23 protein-coding genes are annotated in these 21560 nt (G+C 46.5%); 15 read left to right on the top strand and 8 right to left on the bottom strand.

From position 1 onward, the window contains the following. Nucleotides 1-40 precede the first annotated feature (40 nt). The 6 genes from MYF79_RS21675 to MYF79_RS21650 all read left to right on the top strand — a co-directional run bounded on the left by MYF79_RS21675 (nt 41) and on the right by MYF79_RS21650 (nt 4658). Entirely contained in the window at nt 41-826 is a 786-nt protein-coding gene (locus tag MYF79_RS21675; protein WP_247809929.1) for an MlaE family ABC transporter permease, read from the top strand. A 191-nt stretch (nt 827-1017) separates the two neighbouring features. Continuing rightward, on the top strand, nt 1018-1794 hold the full coding sequence (locus MYF79_RS21670; protein WP_247809928.1) for an ABC transporter ATP-binding protein: 777 nt from the start codon (nt 1018-1020) through the stop codon (nt 1792-1794). A gap of 6 nt (nt 1795-1800) precedes the next feature. Beyond that, nucleotides 1801-2586, top strand: a complete 786-nt coding sequence (locus MYF79_RS21665) for an MlaD family protein (protein WP_247809927.1) — start codon at nt 1801-1803, stop codon at nt 2584-2586. Between the two features lie 95 nt (nt 2587-2681). Further along, nucleotides 2682-3698 (top strand): zinc-binding alcohol dehydrogenase family protein, encoded by a 1017-nt coding sequence (locus tag MYF79_RS21660; RefSeq protein ID WP_247809926.1) that lies wholly within the window; start codon nt 2682-2684, stop codon nt 3696-3698. A 62-nt stretch (nt 3699-3760) separates the two neighbouring features. After that, nucleotides 3761-4306, top strand: a complete 546-nt coding sequence (locus MYF79_RS21655; protein WP_247809925.1) for a hypothetical protein — start codon at nt 3761-3763, stop codon at nt 4304-4306. Between the two features lie 88 nt (nt 4307-4394). Next, nucleotides 4395-4658 carry a hypothetical protein gene (locus tag MYF79_RS21650; protein ID WP_199655244.1) on the top strand — a complete coding sequence of 88 codons (264 nt, stop codon included), beginning with the start codon at nt 4395-4397 and terminating at the stop codon, nt 4656-4658. A gap of 526 nt (nt 4659-5184) precedes the next feature. Here the strand turns inward: MYF79_RS21650 and MYF79_RS21640 are convergent. Next, entirely contained in the window at nt 5185-6519 is a 1335-nt protein-coding gene (locus tag MYF79_RS21640; protein WP_247809923.1) for a sensor histidine kinase, read from the bottom strand. 166 nt (nt 6520-6685) lie between these two features. On the opposite strand from MYF79_RS21640, the gene MYF79_RS21635 reads away from it, so the two are divergent. After that, nucleotides 6686-6943 carry a hypothetical protein gene (locus MYF79_RS21635; RefSeq protein ID WP_199655242.1) on the top strand — a complete coding sequence of 86 codons (258 nt, stop codon included), beginning with the start codon at nt 6686-6688 and terminating at the stop codon, nt 6941-6943. Between the two features lie 43 nt (nt 6944-6986). Further along, a complete protein-coding gene (locus tag MYF79_RS21630) occupies nt 6987-8351 on the top strand; it encodes an acyl-CoA dehydrogenase family protein (RefSeq protein ID WP_247809922.1) in 1365 nt (454 codons plus the stop codon). Between the two features lie 71 nt (nt 8352-8422). On the opposite strand, the gene MYF79_RS21625 is transcribed toward MYF79_RS21630, so the two are convergent. Genes MYF79_RS21625 through MYF79_RS21615 form a run of 3 tightly spaced genes read right to left on the bottom strand, consistent with a single transcriptional unit; the run spans nt 8423 to nt 9958 of the window. Continuing rightward, nucleotides 8423-8824 carry a hypothetical protein gene (locus MYF79_RS21625; protein WP_247809921.1) on the bottom strand — a complete coding sequence of 134 codons (402 nt, stop codon included), beginning with the start codon at nt 8822-8824 and terminating at the stop codon, nt 8423-8425. A gap of 16 nt (nt 8825-8840) precedes the next feature. Next, nucleotides 8841-9377: a YceI family protein gene (locus tag MYF79_RS21620; RefSeq protein WP_247809920.1), complete on the bottom strand. Its 537-nt coding sequence runs from the start codon at nt 9375-9377 to the stop codon at nt 8841-8843. A gap of 11 nt (nt 9378-9388) precedes the next feature. Continuing rightward, a complete protein-coding gene (locus MYF79_RS21615; protein WP_247809919.1) occupies nt 9389-9958 on the bottom strand; it encodes a YceI family protein in 570 nt (189 codons plus the stop codon). Between the two features lie 269 nt (nt 9959-10227). On the opposite strand from MYF79_RS21615, the gene MYF79_RS21610 reads away from it, so the two are divergent. Further along, nucleotides 10228-10620 carry a winged helix-turn-helix transcriptional regulator gene (locus tag MYF79_RS21610; RefSeq protein WP_247809918.1) on the top strand — a complete coding sequence of 131 codons (393 nt, stop codon included), beginning with the start codon at nt 10228-10230 and terminating at the stop codon, nt 10618-10620. Between the two features lie 59 nt (nt 10621-10679). On the opposite strand, the gene MYF79_RS21605 is transcribed toward MYF79_RS21610, so the two are convergent. Together MYF79_RS21605 and MYF79_RS21600 are read right to left on the bottom strand one after the other, a co-directional pair. After that, nucleotides 10680-11489 carry a phytanoyl-CoA dioxygenase family protein gene (locus MYF79_RS21605; protein ID WP_247809917.1) on the bottom strand — a complete coding sequence of 270 codons (810 nt, stop codon included), beginning with the start codon at nt 11487-11489 and terminating at the stop codon, nt 10680-10682. Between the two features lie 233 nt (nt 11490-11722). Further along, on the bottom strand, nt 11723-12457 hold the full coding sequence (locus MYF79_RS21600) for an SDR family NAD(P)-dependent oxidoreductase (protein WP_247809916.1): 735 nt from the start codon (nt 12455-12457) through the stop codon (nt 11723-11725). 686 nt (nt 12458-13143) lie between these two features. Here MYF79_RS21600 and MYF79_RS21595 point away from each other — a divergent pair. The 4 genes from MYF79_RS21595 (at nt 13144) to MYF79_RS21580 (ending at nt 17306) form a co-directional block, all read left to right on the top strand. Beyond that, the gene (locus MYF79_RS21595) at nt 13144-13596 is read left to right on the top strand and encodes a MarR family winged helix-turn-helix transcriptional regulator (RefSeq protein WP_199655234.1); all 453 of its coding nucleotides are present in this window, start codon (nt 13144-13146) and stop codon (nt 13594-13596) included. A gap of 18 nt (nt 13597-13614) precedes the next feature. Further along, entirely contained in the window at nt 13615-13989 is a 375-nt protein-coding gene (locus MYF79_RS21590) for a hypothetical protein (protein ID WP_247809915.1), read from the top strand. Between the two features lie 103 nt (nt 13990-14092). Continuing rightward, nucleotides 14093-16336: a cation:proton antiporter gene (locus MYF79_RS21585; protein ID WP_247809914.1), complete on the top strand. Its 2244-nt coding sequence runs from the start codon at nt 14093-14095 to the stop codon at nt 16334-16336. A 196-nt stretch (nt 16337-16532) separates the two neighbouring features. Then, nucleotides 16533-17306 carry a M57 family metalloprotease gene (locus MYF79_RS21580; RefSeq protein ID WP_247809913.1) on the top strand — a complete coding sequence of 258 codons (774 nt, stop codon included), beginning with the start codon at nt 16533-16535 and terminating at the stop codon, nt 17304-17306. Nucleotides 17307-17463: 157 nt separating this feature from the next. Here the strand turns inward: MYF79_RS21580 and MYF79_RS21575 are convergent, their stop codons facing one another. Then, nucleotides 17464-18276 carry a hypothetical protein gene (locus MYF79_RS21575; RefSeq protein ID WP_247809912.1) on the bottom strand — a complete coding sequence of 271 codons (813 nt, stop codon included), beginning with the start codon at nt 18274-18276 and terminating at the stop codon, nt 17464-17466. 244 nt (nt 18277-18520) lie between these two features. Here MYF79_RS21575 and MYF79_RS21570 point away from each other — a divergent pair, with 244 nt between their 5' ends. Together MYF79_RS21570 and MYF79_RS21565 are read left to right on the top strand one after the other, a co-directional pair. Beyond that, the gene (locus MYF79_RS21570; RefSeq protein ID WP_247809911.1) at nt 18521-19354 is read left to right on the top strand and encodes a CheR family methyltransferase; all 834 of its coding nucleotides are present in this window, start codon (nt 18521-18523) and stop codon (nt 19352-19354) included. Next, nucleotides 19351-19920, top strand: coding sequence for a chemotaxis protein CheB (locus MYF79_RS21565; protein ID WP_247809910.1), 570 nt, complete (start codon nt 19351-19353; stop codon nt 19918-19920). The genes MYF79_RS21570 and MYF79_RS21565 overlap by 4 nt, the downstream gene beginning before the upstream one ends. 15 nt (nt 19921-19935) lie before the next feature. Here the strand turns inward: MYF79_RS21565 and MYF79_RS21560 are convergent, their stop codons facing one another. Further along, on the bottom strand, nt 19936-21516 hold the full coding sequence (locus MYF79_RS21560; protein ID WP_247809909.1) for a sensor histidine kinase: 1581 nt from the start codon (nt 21514-21516) through the stop codon (nt 19936-19938). Nucleotides 21517-21560: the final 44 nt, after the last annotated feature.

The raw sequence follows: 21560 nt of genomic DNA, 5'->3' as shown, positions 1-21560 counted from the left end.
TCAGGGATGATCATTTCCACTACCTGAATCAGTTGACCTAATGCTTACAAATATGGCCAGTGCGCTTACATCTGCTATTAACAAATACATGGAAATGCTTGGAGACCAGGTTGTTTTCACCGGTCAGTTTGCCCGTAATATATTCCGCGACGGATTTGAGTGGGGAGAATTCTTCCGTCAGTGTTTTATTGTGGGATACCGTTCCATCGGCCTTGTGGCTATCAATGGTTTTATTATCGGTTTCGTACTTACACTGCAAACACAACCTACGCTGAAAGATTTCGGTGCGGAGAGTTATGTGCCTGGTATGGTGTCTATTTCTATTGTGCGTGAGATCGGGCCCGTTATCATTGCGCTGATCTGTACGGGTAAGATAGCTTCCAGCATTGGCGCTGAACTGGGAAGTATGAAAGTGACAGAGCAGATCGCGGCTATGGAAGTATCCAGCGCTAACCCGGTGCAATACCTGGTAGTAACGCGCATCCTGGCCTGTACCATCATGGTGCCGCTGCTAACGATCATGGCCGATGGGCTGGCGCTGGTGGGCGGCTGGGTTGGCGTGAATATACAGGAGCATGTCAGCCCTGCGCTGTTCTTCCGGAAGTCTTTCAATGCACTGGAGTTCAGCGACCTGATACCTGCGGTGATAAAGACATTTTTCTTCGGATATGCGATCGGGTTCGTAGGGTGCTATAAAGGGTATCATGCATCGCGGGGAACGGAGAGTGTGGGCCACGCCGCCAACTCTGCCGTAGTGAGCGCTTCGATATGGATCATATTCATAGATGCTGTCGCCGTGCAGCTCACGAACCTGATCTATTATTAAATGTCCGGCCGGCAAGCATGAATCATGAATAATACATCTGTAGCAGAAAAAACAACTGCCAAATGTTTATCTGACTGGCATCAATGATACATCCGTAGAGGAAAAAGCAACTACCAAATGTTTCAGCTGACTGGCATGAATGATACCGCTGCAGAGGAAAAGCAAACTACTAAATGTTTAAGCCGATAGATATGAATGATACATCCGTAGAGGAAAAAACAACGCATACTGCCGTAGAAGATGATGTTGTGATACGTATTGAACATCTGAAAAAATCGTTCGGCGACAATGAGGTACTAAAGGACATCAACCTTGAACTTCATAAAGGAGAGAATATTGTCGTATTGGGGCGGTCCGGTCAGGGTAAATCCGTGACCATTCAATGTGTAGCCGGGCTGCTGGAACCTGATGATGGCAGTTTAAAGGTATTCGGCAAAGAGGTGAAGGAACTGCCCGAAGATGAGCTGAAAGAGCTGCGTAGCAAGCTGGGGTTTCTCTTTCAGAGCGGCGCGTTGTACGATTCGATGACGGTGCGTGAGAACCTGTTGTTTCCCCTTACCCGTGTGCTGAAAATGAAAGATGACGCTGAGATGGAAAAACGGGTGAAAGATGTACTGGAAAGTGTTGGGCTGGAAGAAGCAATTGATAAATATCCTGCTGATCTTTCGGGAGGTATGCGCAAAAGGGTAGGACTGGCACGTACACTGATACTTCGTCCGGAGATTATTTTATATGACGAACCGACCACAGGACTTGACCCTATCACTTCGCGGGAGATCAGTGAACTGATCGTGAGGCTGCAGGAAAAATATGAAACATCTTCCATTATTATCACGCATGATATGGCCTGTGCCCGTATAGTGGCAGATCGTATTGCTGTGATGAATGATGGCGAATTTATTGCAACGGGTACATATGATGAACTGGCGAAATCGCCGGATGAACTCATTAATAACTTTTTTAAATAGTAAAGCATGCAGCAGAAAACACAACAGAAAATCAAAGTAGGCATCTTTGCTACAGTTACGCTGGGACTATTATTAGTGGGTATTTTCCTGATCGGAAGGAATAAGAGCCTGTTTCAGAGGACTTTTGTGCTTTACGGAACCTTTAAGAACGTCGGAGGATTGCAGGTGGGAAATAACGTGCGTTTCGTTGGTATAAATGTAGGTACTGTAGAAAGTATTGATATATTATCCGATACAACTGCCCGTGTTGCCCTGCGTATTAAGGAAAAGGTGAAGCCTTTCATTAAGAAGGGCGCCGTGGCGGGCATCAGCTCAGATGGTTTGATGGGCGATAAACTGATCACCATCAGCTCCGGTACGCAGAATGACACCCCCGTCGAAGATGGGGATGCCATCCAGGCAGTGAATCCCATGGATTATGACAGGGTGCTTGACAGGCTTTCCGGCGTGGCCGAAAATGCAGAGGTGATCACCGAACAGCTGGCAGGCATTGCCACGCAGATCAACCAGGGAAAGGGCAGTATCGGCAGGTTGCTGTATAGCGACAGCCTTGCGAACAGCCTGGAAGGTACTGTGACGGAGGCGAAGAAAACGGTAAAATCCATCCGGAGAGGTTCAGATGGTTTTAGTGAGAATATGGAAGCCTTGAAACATAATTTCCTGTTGAGGGGCTATTACAAAAAGAAGGAAAAGGCCGCCAGGAAACAGGCGGAAGAGCAGCAGAAAAAAGAAGAAGACAGGAAGAAAAAGGCCGCGAAAGATTCTGCCAGTCTTAAAGTACGAAAAGAATAATACCAGATAAGTATCATTGTACAGGTGACCGCCCGGTTTTTTATACCGGGCGGTTATTTTTTTATTATTTTAGCCCGGCACAATATGAACACTTTATGAAAATACTCACCTGTACCACGCCTGGTAAGTTTGAATATGGAGAAACGGACATGCCTGTATTGACCGCTGATCATGCGATTGTCAGGATCAAAAGGATAGGCATTTGTGGTACCGATCTGCATGCTTTTGAAGGCACACAGCCTTATTTTTCCTATCCCCGCATCCTGGGCCATGAGCTGGCAGGGGAACTGGTCTCTTTTGACAATGCACCTGGCTTTACCGCCGGCGAGCCGGTTACTTTTATTCCCTATTTTAATTGCGGGACCTGTGTAGCCTGCCGGAACGGGAAGCCTAATTGCTGTACAAATATCAAAGTGTGTGGTGTGCATGTGGACGGTGGTATGGTAGAATATCTGCTGGTGCCGTCGGCATCCCTGGTGCACGGGGAAGGTTTGAGCATGGACGCGCTGGCGCTCGTGGAGCCACTGGCTATTGGCGCCCATGGCGTGCGTCGTGCCGGTGTAGTGCCCGGGGAATTTGTGCTGGTGATAGGGGCCGGTCCGATAGGGCTGGGAATTATGGAATTTGCGCGGATTGCAGGGGCGCAGGTCATTGCGATGGACATTAATCCCGCCCGTCTTGATTTTTGTAAACAGAAGCTGAAAGTGGCCCATACTGTCAATGCAAAAACGGAGGACGTGATGGCCACTTTAAAGCAGATCACAGGCGACGATATGCCGACAGTGGTAATTGATGCCACAGGCAGCCAGCAGGCTATAAACGGTGGTTTTGCCTATATGGCGCATGGGGCCCGTTATGTACTGGTAGGGTTGCAGAAAGGCGAGATCTGTGTGAGCCACCCGGAATTCCACAAAAGGGAAGCCACCCTCATGAGTAGCAGGAATGCTACCCGGGAGGATTTTGAACATGTGATCCGCTGTATGAAAAGCGGAGAGGTCGATCCTACTACCTACATTACCCACAGGGTCCATTTCGGGGAGGTAAAAGATGAATTTGAAAGCTGGCTGAATCCGGCCAACGGCGTTATAAAAGCGATTGTGAATATGGAGTGATATTTCACAAAATGCACTTTTTCAATAACTTGTATTATATTGTCAGGTAAATTTTCGCATCAATGGAAGAATTAACTGCCGGTAAGGGATCAAGGGTACAGCACGCACGTTATGGCCCGGGAGTGATTATCGGCGTAAAGTATGCGCAGTATGTAGTCACCTTTATGGATCAGGGCATTATTGAGGTCGATAAAACAGACCCTCTTTTTGAAATACTGCACATCGAGAATCAAAGCATAGAACTGGAAACCGTATCATCTGTTGAAACGTCCCTGCTGAAAATACTACGGCTATGGGGCGGGCTGACAGAAGTGGTTCCGCTGGGTGAAAGATGGGAGGGGGGCGTAATGACATTGCAACCTAAAGATCCTTCATTGAAGCCCAAGGAGATACCCATTGAAGCGTTTTTTCATAAAATAGTGATGGTCCGCGACCGCCTTCGTGTATTGGAGCAGCAGATAAACAGTCACAAGCAATTAAGTGACGAAGACAAAATAAATATGCAGCAGTATATTACCAGGATATACGGATCACTTACTACCTTTAATGTACTATTTAAGCAGAAAGAGCACTGGTTTACAGGAGAAAAAGGGGCAAAAGAAGACTAGTGCATAATGAAATCTTTTTGCAACCACATGGCCTTAATTTTGTTATATTTAGATTACATACAACTGTTCTTCCTAAACAAAATGCCGTATGAAAGATTTTACATTAGATTTTGATTTGAAAGGAGACAACTATGTAGTTGTTGTTCAACCTCACGAATCAAAGGGGATAGAGCACTATAAAGCTGTACTCGACGAGGATCACTCTATCGATTATCTGTTACAGGGCAATGGCGACCTGCAGCCTAATGCAGACTATGCAGCGGATCCCCAGTTAGTGAATGCAATTGCCACACGTATACTCCAGGTCGTACATGTGGAAGATCGTGGAAAAGGCGCCACATCGTATCCCTGAGAATATGTACGGGCACGTAGGATACTATGGCTAAACGAGTATCTCTATGTGTATGTGGAAAAACTGTATTTGTCGCACTAATTGTACTCCTTGCGCCCGCCAAACTGAGCGGCCAGTCGAAACGACCAAATATCATCTTCATTCTTTCGGATGATCACACTTCCCGGCCATCAGCGCCTATGGTAACAGGTATGTGCAAACGCCGGATATCGACAGGATTGCCCGTGAAGGGATTTGTTCAACCTCACCCTTGGTCACAAACCCCATTTGTGGCCCCAGCAGAGCAACCTTAGTGACTGGCGCCTGCCTTACCGGATATTGCCGGTGTAAAAGCGCCTGCAGATATGCGGGCTATTTCCTTTATGCCAGCGGTGAACGGTGAAGGAGAGCTGCATAATAGCTGCAATAGGAAATCCGGGAGCAGAATACAGCTGATCTGAAAAAGCGCCTGATGGCCCTTATAGTGCAGTACGACAATAAAGATGCCCGCAACTGTCCGGAGATGGAAAATAAATAACGTTAGCGGTTATAGTAGTGTAAAGGGGAGATCTATATTGAAGATAGTTCCCTGGTTCTCTTCGGAACTAACGTAAATGCTGCCACCGTGTTCCTGCACCAGTTGTTTACAGATATGCAGTCCGAGGCCATTGGAAGGTTCATTGTTCAATCCCTGGCGGCTCGAAGCAGTAAACTGGTCGAATAGTGTGGGAAGTAGTTCCTGAGGAATACCGATACCCGTATCCGTAACGGATATACGCACGCCGCCCCTGTACTGTTGCATGCCCAAAGTGATATTACCCTCTGCAGGCGTGAATTTCGCGGCATTGTGCAGCAGGTTATCGACCACGCGCTGCATCTTCCCCGTATGGATACGCGCTTTCAACTCCTGTTGCGGCAATTCCAGCATAATATCCCTGTTAAAGTTCGATTGCTGCAGCCAGTTGTCCCGTACATGTTTCAACCATTCGTTCAGCGACACATAATCCGTCTGCAAGAGGTCAGCTTCCCGCTGTTTTGCAGCCATCAGCAATTCCTCGATGATCTGGTCAGCTGTTTTACAGGCATCCATGATCCAGTAGAGGTATTTCTCTTCCTGGTCTTTCGTATAAGGGTATTCCTGCATAAGATGCGTTACAGACCGTATTCCCGAAATGGGGTTGCGCAGGTCATGCGCCACAATAGCGAGTATTTTATTCTTCAGTTGGTTCGCTTTTTCGATTTCCCTGTTCTTGTCTTCGATGGTTTTTAGCTTGATAAAGTAATTCGCATGATATGAATATATGAGGCGGGAAATAAACAGGAAACAGGTAATGATCAACCAGAATACCACATAATTCAGTGAACGCGTATCGGCAGACAGCTGGAAGATGTGAAAGAATAACATAAACGTAACAATGGTGGAGCCGGCTACCAGTAAGAGATTACGAAGTGAGTACACCAGCAGTACCCCCACGCTGATCAGTCCTAACAGCATCATTGTCATCGTGTTTTTAGGGTTATGCTGCGCCACGAAAGTAAGGGCCATGCAGGAACCGATAAACGACAGTGAGTAGAGGATGCTGATAAAATGGTATCGATTTTGCTGTTTTGGAGCGGACTTCTTCCAGATGAAAAAAAGCAGGCCTGCAAAAAGCGTGGAAGTGATAATTGTATAATTGTTAATGATCCGGTATTCATTGAACTGATCGGATGAAACCATTGCCTGGTAAGGGACAATCCAGGATATGACACGTACCGTCATTGCAGTGATAGCAACGGTGAGTGAGATGAATGCTGTAACTTTTATGTTCTGCAGCATTGTATGATGATTAAATTCTTCCCTGTATTTTTTTTCGATGGGAGAGAATAGGTATAGTTTCATCAGCGTTTACATAAATGGAAGGTGTTCTCCCAAAGATACCTGTTTAGATCTGAAATTTACAGCTGAGCCTGAGGTCCTGTTCTCTGAAGCCCCTGTGAAATGGTCGCAATCGTTATATATTTTTTATTGAAAGTTACCTTTTAGGAGTTAAACCTAAGCCATCATCATGCAAGAATACACAACTTTGGAAAATCCGACGGAGGTGGTCCGTCACCTCACCAATGCCCTGGGACGGAATAAGATCAGAGAAATAAGATTTGGCTACCGGCTTGATAATGAAGAACCTGCTATTAAGTTCAAGATCTGGTTACGTTTTCCCTACAATTTAATAGCCCGTAAGAAAGTAACGGAAAAGGTGGAGCTGGAAATGTCCCACATCCGTCTATCCACCGATTCCTCCAAATTAATCTTCCAGGTGGAATAAACATTTGACAGTTTTGGGTAATTTAATGCACTAAATCTATTCCATGGCAGTTAAATTATCCACCATCAGACAGGCCTTCCACTTACTGAAGAGCATTGATTTTGAACAATTAGGGCGTTTATCGGAGAAGATAGATCTGCCTAAGGTAATGGCAACTGTTGGCAAGATGAACGACCAGCAATTGTCAGGCTTAATGAGGATGCTCCAAAGCAGTGGCGGAGGGCAGAAAAAAGAGTTGCCACCCGTGAACGGGGATTTTTATGATCTCAGCAGCATGTTGTCGCCGGAGGATAAAGCGCTGCAGCTGCGGGTAAGGCAATTTATGGAACAGGAGATCCAGCCCGTAGTGAATGAATACTGGATGAAGGCAGAATTTCCTTTCGAACTGCTGCCCAAAATGGCAGCCCTGAATATCTGCGGTTCCACGTATGAGGGCTACGGAGGGCCAAACAAGTCTTTCCTGATGGAGGGGATCGTTACCATGGAAATAGCCAGGGTAGACTGCTCTATGGCCACTTTTTTCGGTGTACAGAGCGGATTGGCCATGGGCTCCATTTACCTGTTGGGATCAGAGGCCCAGAAGAAGGAATGGCTGCCAGACATGCAGCAGTTAAAGAAGATTGGCGCTTTTGGCCTCACGGAACCGGAAGTGGGTTCCGGGGCTGCCGGCGGACTTACCACCACCGTAAAACGGGTAGGGGATACCTGGGTACTGAATGGCCAGAAGAAATGGATCGGTAATGCCACTTTTGCCGATGTGGTAGTGATCTGGGCGAGGGATGTGGATGACAACCAGGTAAAGGGCTTCCTGCTGCGGAAAGGTACACCCGGTTTCAGCGTGGAAAAGATGCATGGCAAAATGGCCCTGCGCATAGTGCAGAATGGACTGATCACCCTGAAAGATTGTGTAGTGGAAGAGAAAGACCGCCTCGAGCACGCCAATTCCTTTAAAGATACCGCCAAAGTACTGCGTATGACCAGGGCGGGTGTAGCCTGGCTGGCCGTAGGCTGTGCACGCGGCGCGTACGAAAATGCCCTGGCATATACGCTGAAAAGAAAGCAGTTCGGGAAGCCGATCGCTTCTTTCCAGCTCATACAGAACCACCTGGTGGAAATGCTGTCTAACCTGACGGCTATGCAAACCATGGTATATCGTTTATCTGAGTTACAGGACCAGGGCCTGCTGGCAGATGAGCATGCGTCTATTGCCAAGGTATTCTGTTCTCTCAGAACGCGGGACGTGGTAAGAGGAGCGCGGGAAGTAATGGGAGGCAACGGCATATTGCTGGAGTACAATGTAGCCCGCTTTGTTGCCGATGCGGAAGCGATCTACTCTTACGAAGGCACGAAAGAGATCAATACACTGATTGTGGGACGTGCCATTACGGGATTCAGCTCATTTGTGTAAGAAGCATATTCACAGACATAAAAAAAAACGCTCCGGGAGGGGCGTTTTTTTTATATCGTATCTGTGTACAGTTAGATTGATTTACCAAAAAATGGCCTTAGTGCAAACCACCCGAGTGCCGGAAAAAAGTGCATGGGCACTGTCAGTCCGGGGAATAATTCAGGCGAGTCCTGATCCAGTGGTAATTTGAAACCAATTGGTCCCAGGATGCTTGCAAAAGAAAGAATGACAAACAGGATGTTAAATACCATTTCTGTTTTGCCCTTCAAAACGAGGCTGAGCAGGAAGTAACCAACAGCGGCTACCAGTGTACCCAGTATACAGCCCGTCATAATATTTTTTACGCTGGCGATATTTACGAAGCCTTCACCTACAGTTTCAATATACACTTTCTGGTAAACGACACCAGCTATGCCTGAAAGAACACCCACCAATACTGCGAGCACCGCAAGCAGCAATATTTTTTTACCCATAAATGCTATTTGAAGATTAGGCTTTAACAACAGGAACAGCTACTGTAACATCGATCACATCCGGAACGTCGCCGCCTGGTTTGCCAATATGGAAATCGTTGCGGTTCACTTTGAATGTGCCATTGAAGGTAGCGGCGTTGCCAGCTTTCTTAAAGGTGAAAGGAATAGTGAATTCCTTCTTAACGCCGTGAATCTCAAGATCACCGGTTACCTGGTAGCCAGCGCCCGCTTTCACGATCTTTTTGGAAGTGTATTTGATCTCAGGGTATTTCGCAGCATCAAACCATTCGTCGCTTTTAGCGTGTTTGTTCTGGAGGGCGTTGCCGGTATTGATAGAGGCAACATCTACAGTAACGTTAAAATTGGAAGCCGCCAGGTTCTGTTCGTCGAACGCAATGGTGCCTTTGAAGGTTTTGAAGATACCGCCTGCAGCACTGCTGGAGAAGCTGATATTGTATTTACCACTGATGTTCCAGGCCTGCGCCAGTACAGCGTAGGCAAACACTGCTGCCGACAGCAGCAGTGTTGATGAAAATATAATTAATCTTTTCATTGCCTTCTTTATTATTTAGTGAATTCACCACTTGCTCTCAGGCTGATAGTTTCACCCAGTACAGCAGCTGGCATAGCGGTAGCGAAACCGAAATCAGCACGTTTGATAGCACCGGTGATAGTGAAACCAGCTACTGGTTTTTTGCTCATTGGATTCTCAACAGTACCGTTGTAAACTGCAGTTAAAGTAACTGGTTTAGTTACGCCATGCAGGGTCAGATCGCCAGTCAGTTTGTATTGTTTACCGCTTACTTTCTTGAAGGAAGTGCTCTTGAAAGTGATGGTAGAGAATTTCTCAGCATCGAAGAAGTCTGGGCTCTTCAGGTGCTTGTCACGCATTTCGTTTTCAGTGTTGATGCTGTTCACATTGATAGTTACTTCGAAAGAAGCGTCAGAGAAGTCATCTTTAGTAGTGGTGATCTTTACATCGTAATCTTTGAAGTTACCTTCCTGCTCAGAGATGGTCATGTGAGAAACGCTGTAACCAAGTCTTGAGTGAGCTTTGTCTACAGACCATGTTGTTTGTGCAAAAGTAGTTGCTGAAAGGGCCAATAAAGAGGCGATGATTGTGATTTTTTTCATGTTTGCTCTTGTTTAGAATTCAAAAGTATATCTTTTTTTGGATAATAGATGTTTCAACATATATCGTTAATGAAAATCTTAAACTAGGTTAATACTTCACATTATTCCCGTTTTCTCATAATCTTAAATATTTGTGATAATTTTACTCCTTTTAGAGAGTTACTTTCTTTTAGAAAGCCAAAGGTAGGAGGAGAGTTATTGTAAAACAAGAACGTTTCACCGCAGCAACTTACTAACCTTTTAGTAACAATCGTAGAAATCAATATGTTATGAGTAGAAAAAGTGGTGAAAAGATCTGGAGAGGTGGGACTTGCCCTATCCGGCAGGTGCTGGACAGGTTTGGCGATAAATGGTCTATCCTGATAATAGAATTGTTGTCCCACGAGGGAAAGCTCCGTTTTAGCCAGATAGCGCAGACGATAGGCGATATTTCGCAGAAGATGCTGACAGTCACATTGCGCTCGCTCGAATCGGACGGACTGATTATAAGGCAATTCTACCCTGAGATACCACCGAGAGTAGAATATGAACTTTCCGGGTTGGGAAAGAGCCTTGTCCCGCACATTCAGCAACTCGCTGCCTGGGGCCATACCCATATGGACACAATATTGGAGAACAGGAAGCGGTTTGAAGAAAAGCAGCAAAATAAGACAGCTTATTAATGAGAAAAAAAATGACGGACCTGCAGATCCGCCATTTTGCAATGATGTATAAGCAGGGATTATTTGAGAATAACACCTGCCAGACGTTGATAAAGTAAGGTGGGACTGTTCTCATGTTTGGGTTCATATTTGCCCGCAATGATGGGCACATAGATCACCCTTCTCCGGCTTTCTTCCCCAATGATATCTGATTTCGCAACACGATGCCATAAGCGTCCGTCATGTACTGTAAGATCGCCCGCCCTCGGCGTGATGGCCAGTTCATTCTTATCGGGTTTATGACCGATGAAATATTTCTTGCGGAACAACATACTCAGAATGCCCTGCTTATGTGTGCCTGGTATAATGCGAAGGCCGCCATTTTCAGGGCGCAATGTGCTGAGATGTATGCCCACATTCAACATCGGATTCAGTTTGCCGCCAAGGAAAATATCGCGTAAACCGTCCGTATGCCATCCCATTTTAGTAAAGGTACTTTCAGGACCATTCACGTAATGATTCAGTACCATCCCGTCTTTTTCATCCGCACCGATACGGGCGCCCGGCCCTATTAACTGAAGCAATGCCTGCAGCCGGTTATCCTTGAGAAGGTCTGCAAGCACTTTTGTATGCTGGTTTAAAAATGCAAAACGTTGTACAATGGGTTTGCCATCAAGGTCTTTCCCGTACTTTACAGGAACGCCATTCACTTTTTCTACTTTGTTGGCAATCCAGTTCTGCTGCACTTCTTCCGAAGCGCTGACAATTTCCTGTACTTCTTCCGGTGAAAGGAATCCGGAAAAGTGAATGTAGCCGTGCTCTTCGAAAAACGCTTTTTGCTCGTCTGTAAGCGTGTTGCCGAGCGTAAACTTGTGATAAGCTGCTGACATAATGTAGTAAGTTTAAATAATTGTAGGTTGTTAATTGCTTGTGCTTCGTAAGCGATAGTGCATCTGTTCTCTACAAGATAGAGATTCAATATGTCAGTAACAACAATAAGGACATTCCTTGCTCATAGGGAAGCAGGAGGGAGAGAACGGGAGTAAGAATTTGCGGATCATTATTAGTCTACCAATTTTGTAGATTAAAGATAGACAAATTATTCACACAAAAAAAATAAAGCTTATTTCTCTTTGGTCTTATACAGGTCTGCTGCTATTTTCTCTACTAACGACTTGGGAACCAGCCGGGTAAGGAAGGCAGACACGACATTCAAGGCACCTGGAATGATCTCGGATTTCTTCCTGAACATTCCTCTGATGGCAATTGCAGCCACAGTATCGGGCATCATGCCGTATTTGTCTGCCGTTGCCTGTATTGCCTGCATGCTTGCCCTGTTGATGAAATTGGTCTTTACAGGCCCGGGACAAAGACAGGTTACAGAGACATTGGAATGCTTTAATTCCTGCCGTAAGGCACGGGAAAACAGCAATATGAACGATTTGCTGGCCGCATAAAGCGCCAGGGTAGATACCGCCTGGTAGGCAGCGGTACTCGATACATTGAGTATATAAGATTGCGGCTGTTGCTGTAGCAGGGGTAGCATATAATGACACAGGGCCACCGGGGTTTCTGCATTTACCCGGATCATTTGTTGGTGCTCTTCCAGGCTGCGGGAGGCGAAAGTGCCCCATACTGCATAACCTGCGTTATTGATCAGTACTGATACAGGATAGTTGCCCGCTTTACACCATTCGTACACCTTTGCTGCCGCTTCAGGCAGGGACAGATCAATAGCCAGATATGCTGCTTTTACCTGCCATCTGGATGATAGTTCCTTTGAAATCCCTGCCAGTTCTTCTTCAGACCTGGCTACCAGCAGGAGGTTGTATTTCCGCGAGGCGAGTGCGTGTGCCATAGAGAGACCAATTCCTTTACTGGCCCCGGTTATAAGTGCATATGTCATCCTTCAGGTGATCTTTTACTCTTAATATAAGTCCTTAAATATAAACATATAAACGGAAAAGAGATATGTAGGGGCTATAATGAGGAAGGGCGGTAAGAATACCGCCCCTAATTTTTTAACCATATCCTATGAAAAACCTGTACCAAAGATAATAGAGACATTCGACCCTGCTTTCTCATTTTGGTAAAGGGTATATTTTATCTGGTTAACGCAAGAAATCGCCTACCGTTAACCAAAAATTAACATCCTCGTAATCGTTTGATCCCGCTATCGCTTGCCTGTATTGTAATGCGTCGTTTTTACACCTGTTCAATCAAGTAGTTCCCCCGGCGGGCCTGCGTGACAAGGGGGCTCTGGCGCTACCATGGTGCTTTTTTTGTAGTATTGTTGATGTATACATGCGTGCCAGGGCTTTTTAACTAAAATCGTTATCAGAAGTAATATCTGGTCATTTCTGCTGGCAGTTAGGGATGGGGGCTTTCTGCAGCCGGTAAAGGCCTGCTATCGGGCCCCGGTAAAGGACAGATGAGGTACAAAACAAATATAACTATAGCATATATTTTAAATATCCACAGGCTGTTAAAAGAATACATTAACGCAAATATGTTGCAACACGCATATTTATTTATCTTTGATGTATGAGAATTGAACAAGCTATTAATCAGCGCAAGTTCAAGGACGATTATCACAAGATCGTAGTGAACCTGTTATATACGGGAAACTGGTTGCGTGACGCCCTTGGAGCGAACCTGAAAGAACATGGATTGTTGCCGCAACACTATAATGCATTGCGGATCATAAAAGGACGTCACCCCGAACCTGTATCTGCCGGCGACATTAAAGATGTCATGCTGGACAAGGCAAGCGATGTGACCCGCTTGCTGGACAAACTGGAAAAGCTGGAATATGTACAGCGCCGGCTTTGTCCGCATAACAGGCGGAAAATGGATATCAGTATCACACCACAGGGGCTGAAGCTCTTGTCGGACGTGGATATACTGATGGACACCTTCTATGATGATCTGGCAGACAGGATCACAGAAGCAGAAGCCGCTACTTTGAGCGACCTGCTGGACAAAATACGGGGATAAAAAAATATCTTTGCCCGTATGCGGAGTCTTTCTTATCTGTGCCTGCTGATCATGTTATTTTGCTGCGGACTGAGTGTCAATGCAGTTATAACAGGATGTCATAAAGCCAGGGCAGTGGCTCCCGCCAGCCGGCCGTTCCTGAAGATATTGTCATGCGACAGGGAGTTGAGGCATCGTGGAATGCCTCCCTCCCCGCAAACCATCATCACTACTCCACAGCGATCAGTCATCGCATCCGTTAAAACAGATACCCGTGACGGAGCAGATGCTGTCAGGACAAATTTCCCTGCGGGAAACGATTTATTATCCTGTAAAGTACAGGCGGTACGTCTGTTGTCCGATCTGCATGCTATCATCAGGTCGCTTATCTATCCCCAGCATATTTTCTGGTGAGTTAATGTAACATTAGCCTTGTTTGTTCCCGGGCGCTGCAGATTGACATCTGCAGGGCTGCTATGTTATTACAATTATTAACTCATTCAAACTGGAAATACAGATGATGCATTTACCACCTTTGATCGCCGACCTGGCTTTGATACTAATTGCTGCGGCTATAACAACCCTGATCTTCAAGAAATTGAAGCAGCCACTTGTGCTGGGATATATTGTGGCCGGCCTCCTGGTGGGACAACATGTGTCCTTATTCCCGACAGTGTCCGATGAGGCCAATATCAGGATATGGTCCGAAATAGGGGTCATATTCCTCTTGTTTAGTCTCGGACTCGAATTCAGTTTTAAAAAACTGATCAAAGTAGGAGGTTCATCTTCCATTACCGCTATCGTGGAAGTCGTATTCATGCTGCTGCTGGGTTATCTCATCGGGCAGCTGATGGGATGGTCTTCCATGGACAGCATCTTCCTGGGCGGCATATTGTCTGTTTCGTCCACTACCATCATCATCCGGGCCTTTGAGGAACTGGGTATTAAAGGGCAGCAGTTTGCCGGACTGGTGTTCGGTATCCTCGTGGTGGAAGACCTGGTAGCCATCGTGCTGCTGGTGTTGTTGTCCACGCTCGCTGTCAGTCAGCAGTTCGCCGGCGGAGAAATGCTTTCCTCCGTCATCAAACTGGTATTCTTTCTCATCGCCTGGTTTGTAACAGGTATCTTCTTTATTCCCACACTGCTGCGGAAAACAAAGAAACTGATGAATGAAGAGACCCTGCTGGTGACCGCCATCGGCCTTTGCCTGCTGATGGTAGTACTGGCCACCCAGGCCGGATTCTCACCAGCGCTGGGTGCTTTCATTATGGGATCTATATTGGCAGAAACTACGCAGGCAGAGAAGATAGAACATCTTATAAAGCCCGTAAAAGAGCTGTTTGGCGCCGTATTCTTCATCTCTGTAGGAATGCTCATCGATCCCGCCATGCTGGTTAAATATGCGGGACCTGTGGCTATTATTACATTGGTCACACTGGCAGGTAAAACGATCAGTACCTGTATCGGTGCATTGCTCTCGGGGCAACCGTTAAAGACTTCCGTACAGGCAGGGATGAGCCTTGCGCAGATAGGCGAGTTCTCTTTTATTATAGCGCAGCTGGGACTTTCGCTGAAAGTGACGAGTGATTTTCTGTATCCTGTAGCCGTTGCCGTATCTGCAGTCACTACCTTCACAACGCCTTATATGATCCGCTTATCAGCGCCTTTTTATGAAAAGATAGCAGCTGTATTGCCTCATCGCTGGAAGACGGCATTGAACAGGTACAGTGCAGCAGCGCAGACTATCTCTGTTGTGAGCGACTGGAAACAGTTACTGAGGTCTTATGTTGTAAATATGACCATCTATGCAGTGGTCATCCTCGCTATTATACTTCTGTCGTATTATTATCTCCTGCCACTGGTCACTATCAGGATCAATGGTTATAACTGGGGGCGTGTAGCCAGTGCGGTGATCACCCTGGTACTGCTGATGCCATTCCTCTGGGCACTGGCTTTCAGGAATATCAGCAGCCAGGCTTCTTCCAATATATGGGAACAAAAGAAGTACCGTGGCCCCTTGTTACTGGTACGTTTGTCCAGAGTAGTGCTGGCGGTGTTCCTGGTCGGTTTTTTCATGGACCGCTTCTTTTCTCCCTCCATCGCATTGATCGTTACATTGGCGATCGCGTTACTGATATTTGCACTGCGCCATCGGGTACAGGGCTTTTATACTACCATAGAGGAAAGATTCTTCTCCAATTTTAATGCGCGCGATGCAAAGGTGGGAGGGATCAATAAGTCGGTGCTGGCCCCCTGGGATGCGCACCTGGCAGTGGCTGAAGTACGTCCGCTGTCGCCGGTTGCAGGTAAAACTTTGTTGGAATTAGCACTACGTGAAAACTTCGGGATTAACATTGCGTTAATCAACAGAAGTGGACAGAAGATCTATGCACCTGATAAAAATGAACGCCTGTTTCCTGGTGATGTTATCACGGGAATCGGGACCGATGAACAACTGGAAAAGTTCAACCGTTTTCTCGAACCTGTAACCGCAGATGCTGAACCACAGGCGTTGGATACGGATCCGATTGCTTTGAAACAGTTCCTGATCGGTAAGCATTCGCGCCTGTCAAACAAGACCATAAGAGAATTGGGCATACGGGAACGCACCCGCGGAATCGTACTGGGCGTGGAAAGGAAAGGAAGAAGGATCTTAAATCCGGAGTCAAATATGCACCTGGAAGAAGGAGATATTGTATGGGTAGCCGGTAGCGGCAAAAAATTAAATGCATTCATTAAAGAGCAGCAGGGTGCTAATTAACAGCTGCTGATGCCGCAATATATTTGCAGCAGGACAAGCCACAAAGGCTTGTCCTGTCTTGTTTTCAGGGAGATGCTTTTAACTGCATTTACGTTTAGCAGTGATAGTAATATTTTGTTTTTGCATTATTTTTTTATTGTAAATTCAACTTACACTGTAGCTCTTTTTTTTACCCTCAAAATAAAAACCCGTTTGTATGAAAACCAAGTCAATCTATGTGCGTCAAATTCATTTTCTTTTCTTCGCCCTGTCAATGTTCCTGTTTGCCTGCAGTAAAGACAATGCAACTGCGGATGTCAAATCTGAAGACAACACTGAGAAATTGGTGAACTACCTGGAAACACAGGGATTTAAAAAGGACAAGATCGTCCTGAAAGGAGACAACTTCATCCTCGATGGCGATGTGATCATTTCAAAAGCAGAAGTGGAAAAACGTGTTGCTAACGATGCAAATCCTGATCGTATCCCTTCAGGTGAGCATTGGAGAGGCGCTTACCTGGTAAGCAATACCTACAACACAAATGTAAGGCTCTACATCGATCCTGCGGTGCCTGCTGCATGGAGAACAGCTATCCAGGGTGCGGTGAACAACTGGAATGCGGTGAACGGTACAAGACTGGGCATGTCCATCACTACCTCTGCAACTGGTGTATATACCAGGGTATTTATGGGCTTTGAATCAGCCAACTGGATCGCCCGCGCTTACCTTCCCACATCCAATGGCAGACCCGGTGTAAGCGTTGAGATCAACAGTAACTACAACAGCCTGCCGGCTAGTCAGAAACTGTTCGCGATCACTCATGAACTGGGCCACACCATCGGTTTCTATCACACCAACCAGACCCAGGGCATCTTCATCACCGGTACGCCGACGGTAGATGCCAACTCCGTGATGAATTCATTCGTATTGAACTGGGCCGGCTTTACCGCTGGTGATGTACTCGCTACACAGATCCTCTATCCACAATAAGGAACGGAGAACAGTTAACGTTGAAAAAAGAATACGTGACTCCCGCGGACAGCTATATGATCATATTGATGGCAAGCAATATCAATCTATCACATAACTGGCTCCGCAGGAGTCACGTATTTTCAGCACAATATGTCCGATATAATGACCGCTGTTGTTAATCCCACTCCAGATCCGTCACCATCATTTCGTCATCCACCGCATAACGGGCAGTGATCCTTGCCGGATACCGGTCTGCATTATATTCATATGAATAATGCTTGACGATACTGTTATCGCCGGTAGCCGGCGTGATGGTTTCCGTGATGATATTGTTTGCAGACATGTTCTCTGCTGCAATATCTGTCAGGTAACACAAGGAGGGGATGCTGTGTTGTGCGTTGGGATGATCGTCGTACGTATAAGTTGTGGTAGAACTTAACATGAACGGCAATTTCCTGTTCACACGCCCCATATTCTCAATCGTAATAATGTTGCCTTTATTGTTCCAGGTATATAACTGGCAATTGTTATTTTCAAACGCAATTCCATCCTGCGTATCGTTAAAAAAATAACGTGCGCTTATCTGGCCATTGGCATTATAGGCCAATGAGTCATACCCATGTACCGCGCCTTCCAGGTAATAGATGATCCTCCTGATCCTGCCCTTATCTGAATACTCGAAAGACGAGAACAGTACAGGCGCCTGTGAAGACTCCTCATCTGTCACAAATACCCTGATAAGCCTGCCATCTTTATAAACAGGAATGCGCGTGGCTGTATAACCGCTCTCAGTAGTCTGGTCAATCGTAAGCAGCGCTGCAATACTTTTGTCTGCATTGTAAGAGATCACTGTTTTACTGGCTGCAGTACTGATACCCCGGAGACGCATTTTGCCTTTATCGCTGTTCACCGGGCGAAAGGCACTGGCAATGATCGATACCAGCAATAAGGCCGCGCAAAGACGGCTTTCAGTCCTAAAGAGTGGCATAAACTGGCATTATGCTAGGTATAGAATAATTATTTACGATACTAATGAATCTTCTGATAAGGTCTGTTAAAGATAGGAACAATGACGAAAATGCATGTACTATTTACGTTGGATTTTAATTGCTGAGCCAGGATTGGCATTACGTTTGACGTTATAGCGCAATATGAGGGGAGATTGATATGTGAACATGGAAATGCCGGAAAACTTTGCGAACTTACAACTGCAAAAACAGCATGAATATTCAATGATGGATCACCTGCGCCATTTGAAGGATGAGGATGTTTTACTATTGTTAAATGACTTACTGGAGCAATATGGATACGATTTTACGGATTATTCATTCGCATCTGTGAAGCGCAGGTTGCAGCGTGTATATATCGCGGACCGTTTTCCGAGTTTTGCAGAGTTCAGGTACAGGGTGAAGACAGATCCCGCTTACCTGGTCCACCTGATGGAGCAGATCACCGTGAACGTGACAGAGATGTTCCGTGACCCGGGGTTTTTCCGGGAACTTCGCAGACAGGTGTTGCCGGTGTTAGCCACCTATCCGCTGATCCGCATATGGCATGCCGGTTGTTCCAGTGGCGAGGAAGCCTATTCAATGGCTATCCTGCTGCATGAAATGAACCTCCTGCATAAATCCATCATCTACGCAACGGACATCAATGAAAGTGTACTGGAAACAGCCCGTAAGGGGATCTTCCCTTTACAGTATATGCAGCAGTATTCGCAGAATTACCTGGCATCGGGCGGGCAGCAGGAATTCTCCCGCTATTACGCAGCGAATTATGAATATGCCAAGTTCTCCGATATGTTGAGAGAGAAGATTATCTTCGCTGCACATAACCTCGTTACAGACCGTTCCTTCAATGAGTTTCAGCTGATCATTTGCCGGAATGTACTTATTTACTTCAACAAAGACCTGCAGGACAAGGTGCTGCACCTGTTCAGTGACAGCCTCGAACAATTAGGTTTCCTGGCACTGGGCGCGAAAGAAACACTACGATTCACCACTGTAGCCCCCTTGTTCAAGCCGGTTGCCCAAAAGGAAAAGATCTGGAGAAAAATAACAACATGACCCCTCTTCCAACATTGCTGGTCATCGGCGGTTCTGCAGGCAGCCTGGATGTGCTGTTGCAACTCTTACCTGAACTGGAGCCCGCATGGCCGCTGGCGATGATTATCGTGCTACACCGCAAGGCTGACAGTGAGACACTGTTGTCGGACCTGCTGGCTTCCAGAAGCAGTCTTCCTGTGAAGGAAGCGGAAGACAAGGACATGCTGTTGCCTGGTCGTATATATGTGGCGCCGGCAGACTATCACCTGTTAATAGAGCCCGATGGCTCGCTTACGCTGGATGCGTCCGAGAAGGTACATTACAGTCGCCCCAGTATCGACGTGACATTTATGTCGGCTGCCGAAGTGTGTGGCGGTCATTTATATTGTTTGTTGCTGTCAGGAGCTAATATGGATGGGGCGGAGGGCTTGCAGGCAGTGCATGATTCCGGCGGTGTTACCGCTGTACAGGACCCGCGTACGGCCGAAGCTTCCTTTATGCCAAAGTACGCCATCGGTGCGGTAAAGGTCGATAAGGTGCTTAATATAGGTGAGATCATTGATTTTGTAAGAGACCTGAAAGACTGAGTGGTATAATCAGGCTCAGGCTGTCGCTTTCGTTTGCGCTATAGGCAATACCATAATGAATGTAGCCCCTTCATTCTCTTTGCTGCTGGCCCCGATAATACCCTGGTGCCGCTCTACTACTTTCTTTGCAATGGCCAGTCCGATGCCTGTTCCATCATATACTTCCGTGCTATGCAGCCGTTGAAAGAGGGTAAATATCTTCGGCAGATATGCCTCGTTGAACCCAATCCCATTATCGTTGATAGTGATCCGGCAATAAGGTCCCTCTGCTGCGGCCGGGCTATGGAATTCTTTCTCCAGCACCCGTTCTGCACGAATATGGATACAGGGCGATACCCCCGGACGGGTGAATTTGAGCGCATTACTGATAATGTTCTGCAATGCCTGCCTGATCTGACCGGGAATAGCTTCCACAACAGGAAATGAGCTTGTGGTTATCTCTGCACAGGCATCCCGGACGGAGAGCTCCAGGTCTGCCAGTATCTCTTTGACGATAACATTGATATCCACCGCTTCAAAAGGAACATCTGCGGAAAGTCTTGAATACTGCAGCAGGTCATTGATCAGGCGGGTCATCCGTTCTGACGAGCTCACGATGCGCTGCATATATTGCAATGCGTCCGGGTTGGCGCCCAGGTGGCGGTCACGCAGGATGGTACCAAACAACTGGATCTTACGCAGGGGTTCTTTGAGGTCGTGCGATGCTACAGATGCGAATTGTTGCAACTCATGGTTGCTGGCTTCCAGCGCCTGGTTCATTTCCTGCAGTTCACGGGTGCGTTCCGTCACTCTTTGTTCCAGTATTTCATTGGCCTGCTTCTGAAGGGCAATGTCTGTAAACGTACCTACCCATTTTACAATACGCCCTTCTTCTTCGAGAGGAATGGCCCTCAGCAGGTGACAGCGATAATGATTATGCACGCGGTGATGCAGGTAAACCTCCTTTTCCAGTGGTATACCGGTCCTGATAGCATTTTCCCAGACGGGCACCTGTACCTGTTCGTGATTGTAAGTGAGAGGGAATTCCGACAGCGAAGGAGAGTAGTAGAACCAGTGACGGTTTGCATATTCCACGACGCCGTCCCCACTGGCGGTAAACGCTACCTGGGGGAGTGATTCCAGCATGGAATGCTGCTCCTGCACTTTGGCATTTAATGCGGCCTGTGCATTTTTACGTACTTCCACCTCTTTCTGCAGCGATGCATGCATCTCCTGCAGCTGCCTGTTTTGTTCATAAAGCCTGATAAAGGTTTTCACTTTCATCAGCAGGATATCCGGATCCACGGGTTTGGTGATATAGTCCAATCCTCCGGACGCATATCCTTTCGCAATGAATTTTTTATCTTTATTGACGGCCGACAAAAACAGGATTGGAACATCCTTCGCCTTACTATATCCCGAAATAGCCTCAGCAACCTCAAACCCATCCATGCTGGGCATCTGTACATCCAGTATGATCAGCGCATAGTTGTTCCGTAAGATCTTTTTTAGGGCTTCTTCACCTGAAGATGCTGTATCAACTTCCAAATCGTGCAGTTCTAAGATCTTCCGAAGGGATAAGATGTTTTCCGGTTTATCATCTACGATTAATATCATTCTTTTCTAATGTAATTGGCTATAGGGTACCTCAAAAATCGTTC

This window comes from Chitinophaga filiformis (assembly GCF_023100805.1).
Lineage (GTDB): Bacteria > Bacteroidota > Bacteroidia > Chitinophagales > Chitinophagaceae > Chitinophaga > Chitinophaga filiformis_B.
The sequence above is the reverse complement of the archived record's forward strand: the minus strand, read 5'-3'. Positions and strand labels throughout refer to the sequence as shown.

Bases quoted from the DNA above. Each gene is read 5' to 3' on its own strand.
- MYF79_RS21675 (WP_247809929.1), top strand. From the start codon at position 41: ATGCTTACAAATATGGCCAGTGCGCTTACATCTGCTATTAACAAATAC.
- MYF79_RS21670 (WP_247809928.1), top strand. From the start codon at position 1,018: ATGAATGATACATCCGTAGAGGAAAAAACAACGCATACTGCCGTAGAA.
- MYF79_RS21665 (WP_247809927.1), top strand. From the start codon at position 1,801: ATGCAGCAGAAAACACAACAGAAAATCAAAGTAGGCATCTTTGCTACA.
- MYF79_RS21660 (WP_247809926.1), top strand. From the start codon at position 2,682: ATGAAAATACTCACCTGTACCACGCCTGGTAAGTTTGAATATGGAGAA.
- MYF79_RS21655 (WP_247809925.1), top strand. From the start codon at position 3,761: ATGGAAGAATTAACTGCCGGTAAGGGATCAAGGGTACAGCACGCACGT.
- MYF79_RS21650 (WP_199655244.1), top strand. From the start codon at position 4,395: ATGAAAGATTTTACATTAGATTTTGATTTGAAAGGAGACAACTATGTA.
- MYF79_RS21640 (WP_247809923.1), bottom strand. From the start codon at position 6,519: ATGAAACTATACCTATTCTCTCCCATCGAAAAAAAATACAGGGAAGAA.
- MYF79_RS21635 (WP_199655242.1), top strand. From the start codon at position 6,686: ATGCAAGAATACACAACTTTGGAAAATCCGACGGAGGTGGTCCGTCAC.
- MYF79_RS21630 (WP_247809922.1), top strand. From the start codon at position 6,987: ATGGCAGTTAAATTATCCACCATCAGACAGGCCTTCCACTTACTGAAG.
- MYF79_RS21625 (WP_247809921.1), bottom strand. From the start codon at position 8,824: ATGGGTAAAAAAATATTGCTGCTTGCGGTGCTCGCAGTATTGGTGGGT.
- MYF79_RS21620 (WP_247809920.1), bottom strand. From the start codon at position 9,377: ATGAAAAGATTAATTATATTTTCATCAACACTGCTGCTGTCGGCAGCA.
- MYF79_RS21615 (WP_247809919.1), bottom strand. From the start codon at position 9,958: ATGAAAAAAATCACAATCATCGCCTCTTTATTGGCCCTTTCAGCAACT.
- MYF79_RS21610 (WP_247809918.1), top strand. From the start codon at position 10,228: ATGAGTAGAAAAAGTGGTGAAAAGATCTGGAGAGGTGGGACTTGCCCT.
- MYF79_RS21605 (WP_247809917.1), bottom strand. From the start codon at position 11,489: ATGTCAGCAGCTTATCACAAGTTTACGCTCGGCAACACGCTTACAGAC.
- MYF79_RS21600 (WP_247809916.1), bottom strand. From the start codon at position 12,457: ATGGCACACGCACTCGCCTCGCGGAAATACAACCTCCTGCTGGTAGCC.
- MYF79_RS21595 (WP_199655234.1), top strand. From the start codon at position 13,144: ATGAGAATTGAACAAGCTATTAATCAGCGCAAGTTCAAGGACGATTAT.
- MYF79_RS21590 (WP_247809915.1), top strand. From the start codon at position 13,615: ATGCGGAGTCTTTCTTATCTGTGCCTGCTGATCATGTTATTTTGCTGC.
- MYF79_RS21585 (WP_247809914.1), top strand. From the start codon at position 14,093: ATGATGCATTTACCACCTTTGATCGCCGACCTGGCTTTGATACTAATT.
- MYF79_RS21580 (WP_247809913.1), top strand. From the start codon at position 16,533: ATGAAAACCAAGTCAATCTATGTGCGTCAAATTCATTTTCTTTTCTTC.
- MYF79_RS21575 (WP_247809912.1), bottom strand. From the start codon at position 18,276: ATGCCACTCTTTAGGACTGAAAGCCGTCTTTGCGCGGCCTTATTGCTG.
- MYF79_RS21570 (WP_247809911.1), top strand. From the start codon at position 18,521: ATGATGGATCACCTGCGCCATTTGAAGGATGAGGATGTTTTACTATTG.
- MYF79_RS21565 (WP_247809910.1), top strand. From the start codon at position 19,351: ATGACCCCTCTTCCAACATTGCTGGTCATCGGCGGTTCTGCAGGCAGC.
- MYF79_RS21560 (WP_247809909.1), bottom strand. From the start codon at position 21,516: ATGATATTAATCGTAGATGATAAACCGGAAAACATCTTATCCCTTCGG.